The sequence below is a fragment of the Paenarthrobacter sp. NPDC089714 genome (genome assembly GCF_044748905.1).
Taxonomy (GTDB): Bacteria; Actinomycetota; Actinomycetes; order Actinomycetales; family Micrococcaceae; genus Arthrobacter.
The window spans coordinates 327297-339685 of sequence record NZ_JBIVGX010000002.1; the positions used below are offsets into that span (position 1 = coordinate 327297).

General features: G+C 65.0%; 14 protein-coding genes. 7 read left to right on the top strand and 7 right to left on the bottom strand.

Going from position 1 to position 12389, the window contains the following annotated elements; genetic code table 11:
• The first annotated feature begins 24 nt into the window (after positions 1-24).
• The 5 genes from tsf to ACIPY3_RS05930 all read left to right on the top strand — a co-directional run bounded on the left by tsf (position 25) and on the right by ACIPY3_RS05930 (position 3922).
• Positions 25-861: a translation elongation factor Ts gene (gene tsf / locus ACIPY3_RS05910; RefSeq protein WP_400271383.1), complete on the top strand. Its 837-nt coding sequence runs from the start codon at positions 25-27 to the stop codon at positions 859-861.
• A gap of 122 nt (positions 862-983) precedes the next feature.
• On the top strand, positions 984-1721 hold the full coding sequence (pyrH, locus tag ACIPY3_RS05915) for a UMP kinase (RefSeq protein ID WP_397323912.1): 738 nt from the start codon (positions 984-986) through the stop codon (positions 1719-1721).
• 102 nt (positions 1722-1823) lie between these two features.
• Positions 1824-2381: a ribosome recycling factor gene (gene frr, locus ACIPY3_RS05920; protein ID WP_397323913.1), complete on the top strand. Its 558-nt coding sequence runs from the start codon at positions 1824-1826 to the stop codon at positions 2379-2381.
• Positions 2381-3316 carry a phosphatidate cytidylyltransferase gene (locus tag ACIPY3_RS05925; RefSeq protein WP_400331299.1) on the top strand — a complete coding sequence of 312 codons (936 nt, stop codon included), beginning with the start codon at positions 2381-2383 and terminating at the stop codon, positions 3314-3316. Before frr ends, ACIPY3_RS05925 begins: the two co-directional genes overlap by 1 nt.
• A gap of 21 nt (positions 3317-3337) precedes the next feature.
• Positions 3338-3922 carry a DivIVA domain-containing protein gene (locus tag ACIPY3_RS05930; RefSeq protein WP_400331302.1) on the top strand — a complete coding sequence of 195 codons (585 nt, stop codon included), beginning with the start codon at positions 3338-3340 and terminating at the stop codon, positions 3920-3922.
• Here the strand turns inward: ACIPY3_RS05930 and ACIPY3_RS05935 are convergent.
• The 5 genes from ACIPY3_RS05935 to ACIPY3_RS05955 are packed head-to-tail and all read right to left on the bottom strand — an operon-like array spanning position 3919 to position 8389.
• Complete coding sequence (locus ACIPY3_RS05935; RefSeq protein ID WP_400331305.1) at positions 3919-4614, bottom strand: hypothetical protein; 696 nt, start codon at positions 4612-4614, stop codon at positions 3919-3921. The genes ACIPY3_RS05930 and ACIPY3_RS05935 overlap by 4 nt on opposite strands.
• A gap of 45 nt (positions 4615-4659) precedes the next feature.
• Positions 4660-6129, bottom strand: a complete 1470-nt coding sequence (locus ACIPY3_RS05940; protein WP_400331308.1) for a cation acetate symporter — start codon at positions 6127-6129, stop codon at positions 4660-4662.
• Positions 6126-6479: a hypothetical protein gene (locus tag ACIPY3_RS05945; protein WP_400331311.1), complete on the bottom strand. Its 354-nt coding sequence runs from the start codon at positions 6477-6479 to the stop codon at positions 6126-6128. The genes ACIPY3_RS05940 and ACIPY3_RS05945 overlap by 4 nt, the downstream gene beginning before the upstream one ends.
• Positions 6476-7195, bottom strand: coding sequence for a LytR/AlgR family response regulator transcription factor (locus ACIPY3_RS05950; protein WP_400331314.1), 720 nt, complete (start codon positions 7193-7195; stop codon positions 6476-6478). Before ACIPY3_RS05950 ends, ACIPY3_RS05945 begins: the two co-directional genes overlap by 4 nt.
• 15 nt (positions 7196-7210) lie before the next feature.
• Positions 7211-8389, bottom strand: a complete 1179-nt coding sequence (locus ACIPY3_RS05955) for a sensor histidine kinase (RefSeq protein WP_400331317.1) — start codon at positions 8387-8389, stop codon at positions 7211-7213.
• A 212-nt stretch (positions 8390-8601) separates the two neighbouring features.
• Here ACIPY3_RS05955 and ACIPY3_RS05960 point away from each other — a divergent pair, with 212 nt between their 5' ends.
• Positions 8602-8982, top strand: coding sequence for a DUF485 domain-containing protein (locus ACIPY3_RS05960; protein WP_400331320.1), 381 nt, complete (start codon positions 8602-8604; stop codon positions 8980-8982).
• A gap of 5 nt (positions 8983-8987) precedes the next feature.
• Positions 8988-10595: a cation acetate symporter gene (locus tag ACIPY3_RS05965; RefSeq protein ID WP_400331644.1), complete on the top strand. Its 1608-nt coding sequence runs from the start codon at positions 8988-8990 to the stop codon at positions 10593-10595.
• A gap of 59 nt (positions 10596-10654) precedes the next feature.
• Here ACIPY3_RS05965 and ACIPY3_RS05970 read toward each other — a convergent pair whose 3' ends face one another.
• Both ACIPY3_RS05970 and ACIPY3_RS05975 read right to left on the bottom strand, forming a co-directional pair.
• Complete coding sequence (locus ACIPY3_RS05970) at positions 10655-11674, bottom strand: PHP domain-containing protein (protein ID WP_400331323.1); 1020 nt, start codon at positions 11672-11674, stop codon at positions 10655-10657.
• Between the two features lie 75 nt (positions 11675-11749).
• Entirely contained in the window at positions 11750-12388 is a 639-nt protein-coding gene (locus tag ACIPY3_RS05975; RefSeq protein ID WP_400331326.1) for a hypothetical protein, read from the bottom strand.
• Position 12389: the final 1 nt, after the last annotated feature.

A 12389-nucleotide genomic window follows, 5' to 3' on the forward strand; every position in this document is an offset into this window, starting at 1 on the left:
AAATTTCTACACAGAGGGGTTCACATGGCGAACTACACTGCTGCTGACATCAAGGCCCTGCGTGAGCGCACCGGCGCCGGCATGATGGACGTCAAGAAGGCTCTTGACGAGGCCAACGGTGACGCCGAGAAGGCCATCGAAATCATCCGCATCAAGGGCCTCAAGGGCGCTACCAAGCGTGAAGGCCGCTCCACCGCGGAGGGCCTGGTTGCTGCCAAGGTCACCGGCGGCGTGGGCGTAATGATCGAGGTCAACTGCGAGACCGACTTCGTCGCCAAGGCTGACAAGTTCATCCAGTTGGCTGACAAGGTCCTCAACGTAGCAGTCGAGTCCGGCGCTGCCGACCTCGAAACCCTGCTCGCCACCGAGGTCGACGGCAAGAAGCTTGCCGACGTCGTTATCGAAGAGGGCGCAGTCCTCGGCGAAAAGGTTGTTGTCCGCCGTATCTCCCGCATCGAGGGCACCACGGTTGACGCTTACCTGCACAAGACCTCCAAGGACCTCCCGGCACAGGTCGGCGTTCTGTTTGCTGTTGACGGTGAAGGCGAAGCCGCTGCCACCGCCGCACACGACGTCGCTGTCCACGTTGCAGCCATGGCTCCGAACTACCTCACCCGCGAGGACGTTCCGGCCGAGCTCGTCGAGTCCGAGCGCCGCATCGCCGAAGAGACCGCCAAGGCCGAAGGCAAGCCGGAAGCAGCCCTCACCAAGATCGTCGAAGGCCGCGTGACCGGCTTCTACAAGGGTGAAGTACTCCTGGACCAGGCATTCGCCAAGGACTCCAAGAAGACCGTCGCACAGGTCCTCGAAGAGGCCGGCGTCAAGGCAACCGCAGTAACCCGTTTCCGCGTCGGAAACTAGCAAGTCATGAAAAGGGGTGGTCACTTCGGTGGCCGCCCCTTTTTCATGCACCCGTCCGGGTAAGTACCTGTACGGACCCACAGCACTGTAATCTAGCCAAAGTCCACCAACGGGAAGGCACCATGGAAACCGACAACACTGCAATCCAGCCCGAGAAGACCCGCCGCCGTGTGCTTCTGAAGCTTTCCGGCGAGGTCATCGGCGGAGGCAAGCTCGGCGTCGATCCCGAAACCGTACGTGCCATTGCCAAGCAGATCGCCGCCGCTGTTTCCGACGTCGAAGTAGCAATCGTGGTGGGCGGAGGCAACTTCTTCCGTGGCGCTGAACTCTCGCAGAGCGGGATGGACCGTTCCCGTGCCGACTACATGGGCATGCTCGGTACGGTCATGAACTGCCTTGCCCTTCAGGACTTCCTGGAGCAGGCCGGCGTCGAGACCCGCGTCCAAAGCGCCATCACCATGGGCCAGGTGGCAGAGGCCTACATTCCCCGCCGTGCCATCCGCCACATGGAAAAGGGCCGTGTGGTCATCTTCGGTGCCGGCGCAGGCCTGCCGTACTTCTCCACGGACACCGTTGCCGCGCAGCGTGCCCTCGAGGTACACGCCGACGTGGTCCTGATGGCCAAGAGCGGTGTGGATGGCGTCTACACCGCAGACCCGAAGAAGGACCCGGCCGCCGAGAAGCTCGACGTCCTCAGCTATGACGACGCCCTGCGCCGCGACATCCGCGTGATGGACCAGACTGCCATGACCATGTGCAAGGACAACAAGCTCTCCATGGTGGTGTTCGGCATGGAAGGCGAGGGCAACGTTACCCGCGCCATCCGCGGAGAAACGCTGGGAACGCTGGTTACTCCGTAGCAGCGGCTAGGATATTTCCAGGACCATCCGCCCTTGGTGGCGGAACTTTACTGTGCATGGCCGCCCGAAGCCGGGCAGCGACTATTTGAGGAGAGAGACCCCGTGATCGAAGAAACCTTGCTCGAAGCCGGCGAAAAGATGGACAAGGCGGTTGAGGTAGCCAAGGAGGATTTCGCCTCGATCCGTACGGGCCGGGCCAACCCCGGGCTCTACAACAAGGTGATCGTGGAATACTACGGCACGCCCACTCCGCTGCAGCAGCTGGCTTCCTTCGCGGTGCCGGATGCCCGCACCATCCTGATCACCCCTTACGACAAGTCCGCCCTGCGCGATATTGAGAAAGCCCTGAGCGATTCCGAGGTTGGGGCCAACCCGTCCAACGACGGCAACGTCATCCGCGTGACCATCCCGGAGCTCACCCAGGAGCGCCGCAAGGAGTACGTGAAGATCGTCAAGGGCAAGGGTGAAGACGCCAAGGTCTCCGTCCGCAGCATCCGTCGCAAGGCCAAGGACTCCCTGGACAAGCTCGTCAAGGACGGCGAAGCCGGCGAGGACGAGGGCGCACGTGCCGAGAAGGAACTGGACGCCCTCACCAAGCAGCACGTCGACAGCATCGACGAGCTGCTCAAGCGCAAGGAAGCCGAGCTGCTCGAGGTCTGATGAACCAGGCAGAGCCGGCGCCCGCTGAGCGGGCCCCGACACGCGAAACCCGCAAGGACGCCAGGCGTCCGCGCGGAAACCCCACGCCGAAGGCGGGCCGCAACCTGCCGGCCGCCATCGGCGTCGGACTTGCCATGCTCATCGCCGTTCTGGGGGGACTGCTGTTCCTGCCCCTCGGCTTTGTCCTCCTGGTGACGGCATTCGCGGTGATGGGTGTGTGGGAGGTTTTCCGGGCACTTGAAGCCCAAGGTACCCGTATGCCCGTGGTTCCGGTGATGGCAGGTACCCTCGCGTTGCCTGTTTCGGCGTTCTTTGGTGGTCTCGAAGGCCTGCTTTTCACCATGGTGGCGAGCTGCGTGGCCGTGCTCCTGTGGCGGTCCATCGAAAGCGCCGCCGGTGCGCCGCGCAGTGTCTTCGCGGGAGTCTTCACTCTTGCGTGGGTGCCGTTCCTCATCAGCTTCGCGGCTTTGCCCCTGCATTCAAGCGGCGGCGCCACACCGGTGGGATTCTGGCCCGAGGGCATTCCCGGCGGGGCCTGGCAGATCGCCACCATGCTGTTGCTCGTCGTAGCCAATGACACCTTCGGGTACATCGTGGGAGCGTCGTTCGGGAAGCACCCCATGGCGCCAAAGATCAGCCCCAAGAAATCCTGGGAGGGCTTCGCCGGTTCTGTTGGTGGTGCCATGGTGATTGGCGTGCTGGCGTGCCTCTTCATCCTGGACAAGCCGTGGTGGGTTGGTTTGGTGCTGGCCATCGGTATGGTTGCCGCTGCCACGGCCGGCGACCTCGCGGAGTCCATGGTCAAGCGCGAACTCGGCGTCAAGGATATGAGCAGCATCCTCCCGGGACACGGCGGCGTGATGGACCGCCTGGATTCGATCGTGTTCGCCGCCCCCGTGGCCTATGTTCTGTTCGCGCTGCTCAGCGGCGTCTGACAACCCAACGAAGGATAATTGATGGCTTTGGATATTCGACGCCAGATTCCCGCAACGTTCGACCGCGTGGAGCGGAGCAAGTACGGCTACAACGCCAAGCAGGTGGACGCCTTCCTGAACCGCGCCCGCAATTCGTTCGAGAATCCTGTTGGAGCTGCGGAGCCCGTGGCCAGCAGCGATGTACGCGATGTAGCATTCGATCCCGTCAAGGGCGGCTATGACGCCCACAGTGTTGATGCCGCTTTGGACCGTCTTGAAGATGCCTTTGCGCGCAGGGAACGCGATGACCTGATCAACCAACAGGGCGAGGAAGCCTGGCTGCGCCAGATCGGCAAGCTCTCCGGGGTGCTCCGGGGCCGCCTGCACCGGCCGGACGGTGAACGCTTCCGGCGGCCCGCCCGCAAGAAGGTCCGCAGCTACAACGTCCAGGACGTCGACGCCCTGTGCGTGCAGCTCATCGGGTATTTGGAAAACGACCAAGCGCTCAGCGTGGATACCGTCCGCCGTGCCGTGTTCCGCGCAGCCAAGGGCGATGCCGGCTACGAGGAGGCCCAGGTGGATGCTTTCCTGGACCGCGTGGTCGAGCTGATGGCCGCCATCGACTAAACCCGGCGACCTGGCGCGATCGGCGGGTTGTTCCGCCAGACCTCGTCGTACCGACGCTTTCCACGCAACAGTGACGTGGCAAAGAACGCCAAGGCCGCAACAATGGCTGTTCCAACAGCCAAGGGCATGGCCACCCCGGCAATCAGCAGTGCAGACCCCACCAGCAGTCCGATGAGGGCGGCATTGACCGTGCCCATGAACACCATGCTGCTTCCGGCAACCTGCGTGAAGTCCCTGCGCGCCCCCAGGAAGTAATACGAGCGCCGGGCGCCTGCTTCGTCGTCGGTGTAGGCGGCCATCAGGTACGGGGCGATGCCGGGTTCCAGGTCCACATAGGCCGCCCGAAGCCTGTTCATGGCGATGACATACATCAGGTCTTCCATGCCGACGCTCATGACGCGGACATGGGTGAGCAGTCCCACCAGCACATCGATGCTGAGGATGGTCAGCGCGAAGGCCCGGAAGGCGTCCGAGAACTGGGTGGCGTTACCCACCAAGGCAACACTGAGCAGGCTCGCCGAGGTGAAGGTGAGGAACATGCTGATGCGGGTGAGGACTTCGCCCTGGGTGGTGCTTCGGGAAGCCAGCAGGCTCCAGTGTTCCGTGGCCAGCAGTTGGGCCCTGATACTGGGCGAGGACGGCGGCTGGGCGGCGGGCGGTTCGGTTTCGGCCGGTCCCGGCTGTTGGGACATGGCCACATTCTCCACCTTGTGCGGTCCGCGGACAACGGGTGCCGGTCAGGGGCGTTCCGTGGCCACGGGCCGTTCGGGGACGTGGAGCCGGGTCATCACGCGGTTCACTGATGACGGGATTCTGCCCTTGGTAGCCAAGGAGACGCCGATGGTTGCAGCGAAGGCGGCCGGGACGGTCCACGCGGCAGGTTGGGCCAGCCAGGCTGGAGCCGCTGCCGCACCCAGTGCAGTGCCGGCCACCATGGCTCCGCCACACAGCAGCCCACCGGTCACCATGCCGGCTATGGCTCCGGTATCGGTGAGTCCGCGCCACCAGATCCCCAGGAGCAGGACGGGGCAGATGGTTGAGGCCGTAAACGCGAACACCAGGCCTACGCTTCCGGCCAGTGCCAAGGTGTCTGTCATGAGGGCGAAACCCAAGGGAACGACGGCGGCCAGCAGCGCTGCGAGGCGGAAACCGCGGACGCTGCCTCCAAAAAGGTCCTGGCTGATGACCCCGGACAGCGACACAACCAGTCCGGAGGTGGTGGAAAGGAAGGCGGCGAAAGCCCCTGCCACCACCAGGGCGGACAAGAGGTCGCCCGCAGGACCGCCCACCAGCCGTCCTGGAAGCAGCAGCACCAGGGCGTCCGACTGCCCGGCCCGGGCAAGGTCCGGGGCAAACACGCGGCCCACGGCCCCGGCCAGCGTGGGGAAGAGATAGAAAACAGAGAGCAGTCCAAGCACGATCAGGGTGGTGCGCCGGGCGGACTGCCCATCCGGATTGGTGTAGAAGCGCACCAGGACATGGGGGAGACCCAAGGTGCCGAACAGCAGGGCCACCATCAACGAAATGTTCTGGTATCCGCTTGCGGCAGCCTGGCCGGTTGGATTGGCGGGCAACGACGCCTCCGGCGGGGTGCCGTTGCCCGCGAGCACCAGCAGGACGAAAACCACGGGAACCGCCAGGGCAGTCAGCTTCAACCAGTACTGGAACGCCTGGACGAACGTGATGGACCGCATGCCGCCTGCCACGACCGTGAGGCACACCACCAGCACCACCGCCGTCGAACCTACCCATGACGGCAGCCCGGTGGTGATGCGGATGGCGAGTGCGGCGCCGTGCAGTTGCGGAACGATGTACAGCCAGCCGACTGCTACCACCACCAGGCTGGTGACCCGCCGGACGGCTTTCGAATCGAGGCGGGACTCGGTGAAGTCGGGGATGGTGTAGGCGCCCGAGCGCCGCAGGGGAGCGGCCACAAAGAGCAGGAGCATCAGATAACCGGCGGTGTAGCCCACCGGAAACCAGAGGGCATCCGTCCCGGACAGCAGGATGAGTCCAGCCACTCCCAGGAAGCTCGCGGCGGACAAGTACTCACCACCGATGGCAGAAGCGTTCCACCACGGCCGCACCGTGCGGGAGGCCACATAGAAGTCGCCCGTGGTGCGGGAGACGCGCAGCCCATAGAAGCCGATGGCCGCCGTAGCGAGCGAAACGGCGACGAAGGCGGTCAAGCCAACCACCGGATTCACTTGTCCTCCACCAGGTCGCGGTACCGGGCCTCGTTCCGTGCGGCCGCCCGGGTAAACAGCCAGGCACTGAGGCCGATCACCGGGTAGATGCCTGCCCCCAGCAGGAGCCAGTCGAGGGGGATCCCGAACACGCGGGTCTCGGCCATTCCGGGTCCGTACACCAGCAAGGTGGCAAAGGCGGCCAGGATCAGCAGGAAGCCGCAGCCCACCACCAAGGCCAGGCGCAGCTGTGAACGGACCAACGATCGGATGAAGACCTGACCGGCATCGGAGTCCTCTCCGGCATCCAGGGGCTTTCCGGGGGCCGTCCTGGCCGCCTGCCGTGGCGCCGTGACCCGAACGCGCGTCATCCTTGCGGCCGGGGGCGAGTGGCCTGCAGCTTGTCACGGACGGCGGGCAGGTGCCGCCTGCTGATGGGCAGCTCGGCGCCCGCCAGTGTGACACTGGGACCGGTCGCCGAGAGCTTCAGGTGTCCCACGTGGTTGAGGGCGATCAGATAACTGCGGTGGATGCGGATGAAGCCGGCCTCGGCCCACTGCTGTTCGAGGTCGCTGAGTGGCACACGGATGAGGTAACTCGCCTCGGCCGTGTGGAGCCGGGCGTAATCACCCTGGGCCTGGACGTAGCTGACGTCGTCCCGGCGGATCATCCGGGTGGTGCTGCCGAGGTCCACCGTGATCATCTCAGGGGCCGGGGCGCCATCCTTGATGAGCTCGCTGATCCGGTCCACGGAACGGGCCAGGCGCTCCGCCCGAAGAGGCTTGAGCAGGTAGTCGATCGCAGCGAGGTCGAAAGCCTCCAGGGCACAGTCTTCGTCTGCGGTGACAAAAACGACGGCGGGCGGGTTGCTGCTGCGGGAAATGGCGCGGGCGATATCCAGGCCTGACAAAGCGGGCATGTGGATGTCGAGGAACACAGCGTCAACGGACTCGTTCTCAAGGGTGCGGAGGGCCTCGGCACCGGACGATGCCCGGTGGATGGCGCCAATCCGGCCGTCACGCCCCAGCAGGAAGGCCAACTCCTCCACGGCGGGCAGTTCGTCATCAGCGACGAGCACGTTGATCATGCTTAAAGACTAGCCTCACGCGTCATGGCCCGGCTGGGACTTGGGCACCCGCATGGTGATCAGCGTGCCCTCGCCGGGGGCGGTTTCGATCACCAAACCGTGCTGGTCGCCATAGACCTGCCGGAGCCGGGCATCGACGTTCCGGAGTCCCACATGGTCCCCGTCAATGTGCCCGGCGAGGACGGACCGCAAGTGCTCCGGATCCATCCCCACGCCGTCGTCCTCGATGGTGACCTCGGCGAAAGCCCCCGAATCGTTGGCGCAAATGATGATGTGGCCCGGTCCTTCCTTGGCCTCGAGGCCGTGCCGGACGGCGTTCTCCACGAGGGGCTGCAGGCTGAGGAACGGTATGACAGTGCTCAGGACTTCGGGGGCCACCCGCAAGCTGACCTGGACCCGTTCACCGAAGCGTGCCCGCTCCAGGAGCAGGTAGCGATCGATGCACCGCAGCTCCTCGGCCACCGTGGTGAAGTCTCCGTGGCGTCGGAACGAGTAGCGGGTGAAGTCGGCGAACTCCACCACGAGTTCCCGGGCGCGGGCGGGATCGGTGTTGATGAAGGACGCGATGGCGTTCAGCGAGTTGTAGATGAAGTGGGGACTAATCTGGGCACGCAAGGCACGGACCTCTGCCTCCATGAGCAGGGTCCGGGAGGATTCCAGTTCGGCCAACTCCAGTTGCGTGCCGATCCAGTCCGCCACCTCGCTGGTGGCCCGGACCAGCCCCGCGCCTGCCGATGGTGCCAGCGCCGCGACGGAGCCAACCACCCGGGAACCGGTACGAATCGGAGCTATGACGGCGCTGTAGCCTCCCGGGGTGTTCGCTGAGTGCGGGACAACCGCGGTTCGCCCGCTCGTGAGGACGCCGGAAGCAAGGCCCATCAGGAGGGGCTTCAGGTCCTCGGCCACCCCGTCCCACGCCAGCACCGACCCGGTGTCCGTGATGGCCAGCGCATCACAGGCCAGGAGGGTCCGCAACTGTTTGCTGGCCTTGGCGGCCCCCGTTTCCGTCAATCCGCCGCGGAGGTGCTGTCCTGCCCGCGATGCTGCATGGAGGGTGTTGTACGTGGCGCGCTCGGCATCGGTTCCCAGGTCCCGGAAGGAGCGCACCACCTTCAGGCCAACGCCCACCACCACGGCGACGGCCAGCACGATCATGGCAAGTGCGGCCGCGGTGAAGAGCGGGGAATCGGGCATGGAGCCTAGCGTAGCCAATCAGGCCAAAGGACGACGCCGGCGTCCTGTCTCCCGCCGTTCGGCGCAGCAGCGGGACCGTTGAGCGACGGCTTGGTCCTGGGTGCTGGAACCAGCCTCGGACGGCGTTCGATAGTGAGTGAAGTCACATTGGCGTGCGGGAGCTGGTAACGCAGACGATGCCGATGTGGACACACCACAACCAGGAGGAACCCATGGGTAACGAAGCCCAACCCCAGGACGCAGCGGCGTCCGTGGACTTCCAGGAAGTCCAGCAAACGGAACGGTTCAAGACACTGAGGAAACGGCACAGGAGCTTCGTCTTCCCCATGGCGGCAGCGTTCCTGCTGTGGTATTACGCCTACGTCCTGCTGGCCGACTATGCGGTGGGCTTCATGTCCATCAAGGTCTGGGGCAACATCAACGTCGGCCTGATCCTGGGCCTGCTCCAATTCGTCACCACGTTCGGCATCACCGCATGGTACGTGAGCTACTCCAACCGGAAGCTGGACCCCATCGCCGCCGAGATCCGCAATGAAATCGAAGGGCATGAGTTCGACAAGTCCGGCACCATGACCCGCGGAGGAGCCCAGTGAACACCATGGTCCCCGCAGTGGAGGTTTCTGCCCTGAAAGACTCGACGCTCCTGAACATGGGCATCTTTGCCCTCTTCGTCGCGGTCACCATGGTGATCGTCTTCCGGGCGAGCCGGAACAACAAGACCGCTGCCGACTATTACGCAGCAGGACGGTCCTTCACGGGATCGCAAAACGGAACGGCGATCGCCGGCGACTACCTGTCCGCGGCGTCCTTCCTGGGCATTACCGGCGCCATCGCCATCAATGGCTACGACGGCTTCCTCTACTCCATCGGCTTCCTCGTGGCGTGGCTCGTTGCGCTGCTGCTGGTGGCCGAACTGCTCCGGAACACCGGCAAGTTCACCATGGCGGACGTCCTTTCCTTCCGCCTGCGGCAACGCCCGGTCCGCATCGCCGCCGCCCTGTCCACCCTCGCCGTCTGCTTCTTCTACCTGCTGGCCCAGATGGCCGGCGCCGGAAGCCTCATTTCGCTCCTCCTGGGCATCAGCGACTGGGGTGGACAAGCCTTGGTGATCATCGTCGTCGGCGCCCTCATGATCATGTACGTCCTGATCGGCGGCATGAAAGGCACCACGTGGGTGCAGATCATCAAAGCCATCCTGCTCATCGCCGGCGCAGCCGTCATGACGGCCTGGGTCCTGGCGATCTACGGGTTCAACCTTTCCAGCCTCCTCGGCTCCGCAGCCGAAACCGCCAACAACCCCGCAGTCCTCAACCCGGGCCTGCAGTACGGCAAGACCGAGACGTCCAAACTGGACTTCATGTCCCTGGGCATGGCCCTGGTCCTCGGGACCGCCGCACTGCCGCACGTCCTGATGCGCTTCTACACCGTTCCCACGGCCAAGGAGGCACGCAAGTCCGTGGTGTGGTCCATCTGGCTGATCGGACTCTTCTACCTCTTCACCCTGGTGCTCGGCTACGGTGCTGCCGCACTGGTAGGGGCCGAAACCATCAAGTCGGCCCCCGGCGGCGTCAACTCGGCAGCTCCTTTGCTGGCCTTCCATCTGGGCGGACCGCTGCTCCTGGGCTTCATTTCCGCCGTCGCCTTCGCCACGATCCTGGCAGTGGTGGCCGGCCTGACAATCACCGCGGCGGCATCCTTCGCCCATGACATCTACGCGAATGTCATCTCCAAGGGCAAGGCGGACGCCACCACCGAGGTCAAGGTGGCCCGCCGGACCGTGGTGGTGATCGGCATCCTGGCCATTCTTGGAGGCATCTTCGCCAACGGCCAGAACGTTGCGTTCCTCGTTGCGCTCGCCTTCGCCGTCGCCGCTTCAGCCAACCTGCCAACCATCATCTACTCGCTGTTCTGGCGGAGGTTCACCACCCAGGGCGCGGTCTGGAGCATGTACGGAGGCCTTGCCGCAGCAATCCTGCTGATCACTTTCTCGCCCGTTGTTTCTGGTGCCAAAACCTCCATGATCCAAGGAGCCAACTTCGCGTTCTTCCCGCTGAGCAACCCGGGCATCGTGTCCATCCCGTTGGCCTTCTTCCTGGGCTGGCTGGGAACCGTGCTGGACAAACGCAAGGAGGATGCGGCCAAGCAGGCCGAAATGGAAGTGCGCTCGCTGACCGGCGTCGGCGCCGAGAAGGCGGTAAACCACTAAGCCGTCCACGAACGGGAGCCCCTGCCGCTGTGCCGGCGGCGGGGGCTCTTTCGCGTGGCCTACTTTTTCAGGGCCAGCCATTCCTGCAACTGCTGCAGCGGCCAGGTAGTGACGATGCGCTCCGGGGGGACGCCCGCGGCTTCCGCACGCTCAGCGCCGTACTGGAGGAAATCCAGTTGGCCCGGGGCGTGGGCGTCGCTGTCAATGCTGAAGAGGCAGCCGGCGTCGAGGGCCATCTTGATGAGCCGCTCGGGCGGGTCCTGCCGCTCCGGCCGTGAGTTGATCTCCACAGCCACGCCCCACTCCGCGCATTCCTTGAACACTTTCGCCGCGTCGAACTCGGACTCCGGCCGGGTGCCCCGCGAACCTTGGACCAGCCTGCCGGTGCAGTGTCCCAGGACGTTGGTGTGCGGATCCGAAATGCCGCCGAGCATTCTTCTGGTCATCGTCTGGTGATCGGAGCGCAGCTTGGAATGGACGCTGGCAACAACCACGTCCAGCCGGTCCAGCATTTCCGGCGTCTGGTCCAGGGTGCCGTCTTCCAGGATGTCCACTTCGATGCCCTTGAGGAGCCGGAAGCCGTCCTGGCCTGCGTTGATGCCGTCCACGATTCCCAATTGTTCATCGAGCCGCTCGGCACTGAGGCCGTTGGCGATGGTCAGGTTGGGGGAGTGGTCCGTGAGGGCCTGGTACTCCCGGCCAAGGGTACGGGCAGCCGCCACCATGGTTTCGATCGGTGATCCGCCGTCCGACCAATTGCTATGGCTGTGCAGGTCGCCGCGGAGGGAGGATGTTAGGTGGTGGCCGGTGGCCGCGAGCGGCTGGGCGCCGCGCTCCCGGAGGTCCTCCAGATAATCGGGAACACCACCCTCCAGGGCCTGGCCGATCACCTCGGCGCTGCGGTTGCCTACGCCTTTGAGGCTCGTCAGCCGGTTGGCCACCACCAACCGGGGCAACTCACCGGGCGGAAGGTGCCGCACGACGTCGGCGGCTTTTCGGAAGGCCTGGACTTTGAAAGTGGGAGCCAGGCTGCGTTCCAGCCAGAAGGAGATTTCATCGAGCGCCTCAACGGGATCCATGGCTCTATCCTCCACGAAGGAGGCTCACCATCAACAGGGCACGGTTGATGGTGAGCCTCCTCGGGCCTTCCCACCCTAGTGGTGGTGGCCTGGGTTGAGCGCCGGGTTCACGCCCTCCGTCGGAGCCTGGCCGTGTTCTCCGTGGGGGACGGCGTGCTGGCCGGCCATCGAGGCGGCCAGTCCCGGAGTCGCTACTGAGGCAACAACGACGGCGGCTCCGAACGCGGCTGCCAGAAGCCGCCCGGTCCTTGGCTGGCCGTGGGTGCCGCCGCCGTTGGTCTTGGGGTGCCGCCGCAGCCAGCCCGCGCCGGCCAGTGCCATGAGGGTTACCCCCAAGGCCGCCAGGTGGCTGATGTCCAGGGAGCGGGAGGGAGCCAAGAGGCCCGCTGCCAGCACGGCGACGTGGATGGCTGCCGCTGCAACCAGGGCTGGGAGGACCAGCTGTGGAACGACGAGCGAGTTGCGGTGCAACCCCCACAACGACCACGCCAGGAACGCCAGTCCGGCCATCAGGGCGGCAACGCCTCCGATCAGGGGACCGGCCCCGGAGGAGGCGAGATAGCCGGCAGACAGGGACAGGTCAACCATTCCGGCAGCCATGGCCGCGAAGTAGACGAACAGCAGCGTTGCGGCCTTGAGCGTCGGATGGTCCTGTCCTGCCATGCTGGTTTCCTCGCGTTCCTGGTCCTGGCGGGTGGTGTGGGGATGCAGCACG

Bases quoted from the DNA above. Each gene is read 5' to 3' on its own strand.
- tsf (WP_400271383.1), top strand. From the start codon at position 25: ATGGCGAACTACACTGCTGCTGACATCAAGGCCCTGCGTGAGCGCACC.
- pyrH (WP_397323912.1), top strand. From the start codon at position 984: ATGGAAACCGACAACACTGCAATCCAGCCCGAGAAGACCCGCCGCCGT.
- ACIPY3_RS05925 (WP_400331299.1), top strand. From the start codon at position 2,381: ATGAACCAGGCAGAGCCGGCGCCCGCTGAGCGGGCCCCGACACGCGAA.
- ACIPY3_RS05930 (WP_400331302.1), top strand. From the start codon at position 3,338: ATGGCTTTGGATATTCGACGCCAGATTCCCGCAACGTTCGACCGCGTG.
- ACIPY3_RS05935 (WP_400331305.1), bottom strand. From the start codon at position 4,614: ATGTCCCAACAGCCGGGACCGGCCGAAACCGAACCGCCCGCCGCCCAG.
- ACIPY3_RS05945 (WP_400331311.1), bottom strand. From the start codon at position 6,479: ATGACGCGCGTTCGGGTCACGGCGCCACGGCAGGCGGCCAGGACGGCC.
- ACIPY3_RS05950 (WP_400331314.1), bottom strand. From the start codon at position 7,195: ATGATCAACGTGCTCGTCGCTGATGACGAACTGCCCGCCGTGGAGGAG.
- ACIPY3_RS05955 (WP_400331317.1), bottom strand. From the start codon at position 8,389: ATGCCCGATTCCCCGCTCTTCACCGCGGCCGCACTTGCCATGATCGTG.
- ACIPY3_RS05960 (WP_400331320.1), top strand. From the start codon at position 8,602: ATGGGTAACGAAGCCCAACCCCAGGACGCAGCGGCGTCCGTGGACTTC.
- ACIPY3_RS05965 (WP_400331644.1), top strand. From the start codon at position 8,988: ATGGTCCCCGCAGTGGAGGTTTCTGCCCTGAAAGACTCGACGCTCCTG.
- ACIPY3_RS05970 (WP_400331323.1), bottom strand. From the start codon at position 11,674: ATGGATCCCGTTGAGGCGCTCGATGAAATCTCCTTCTGGCTGGAACGC.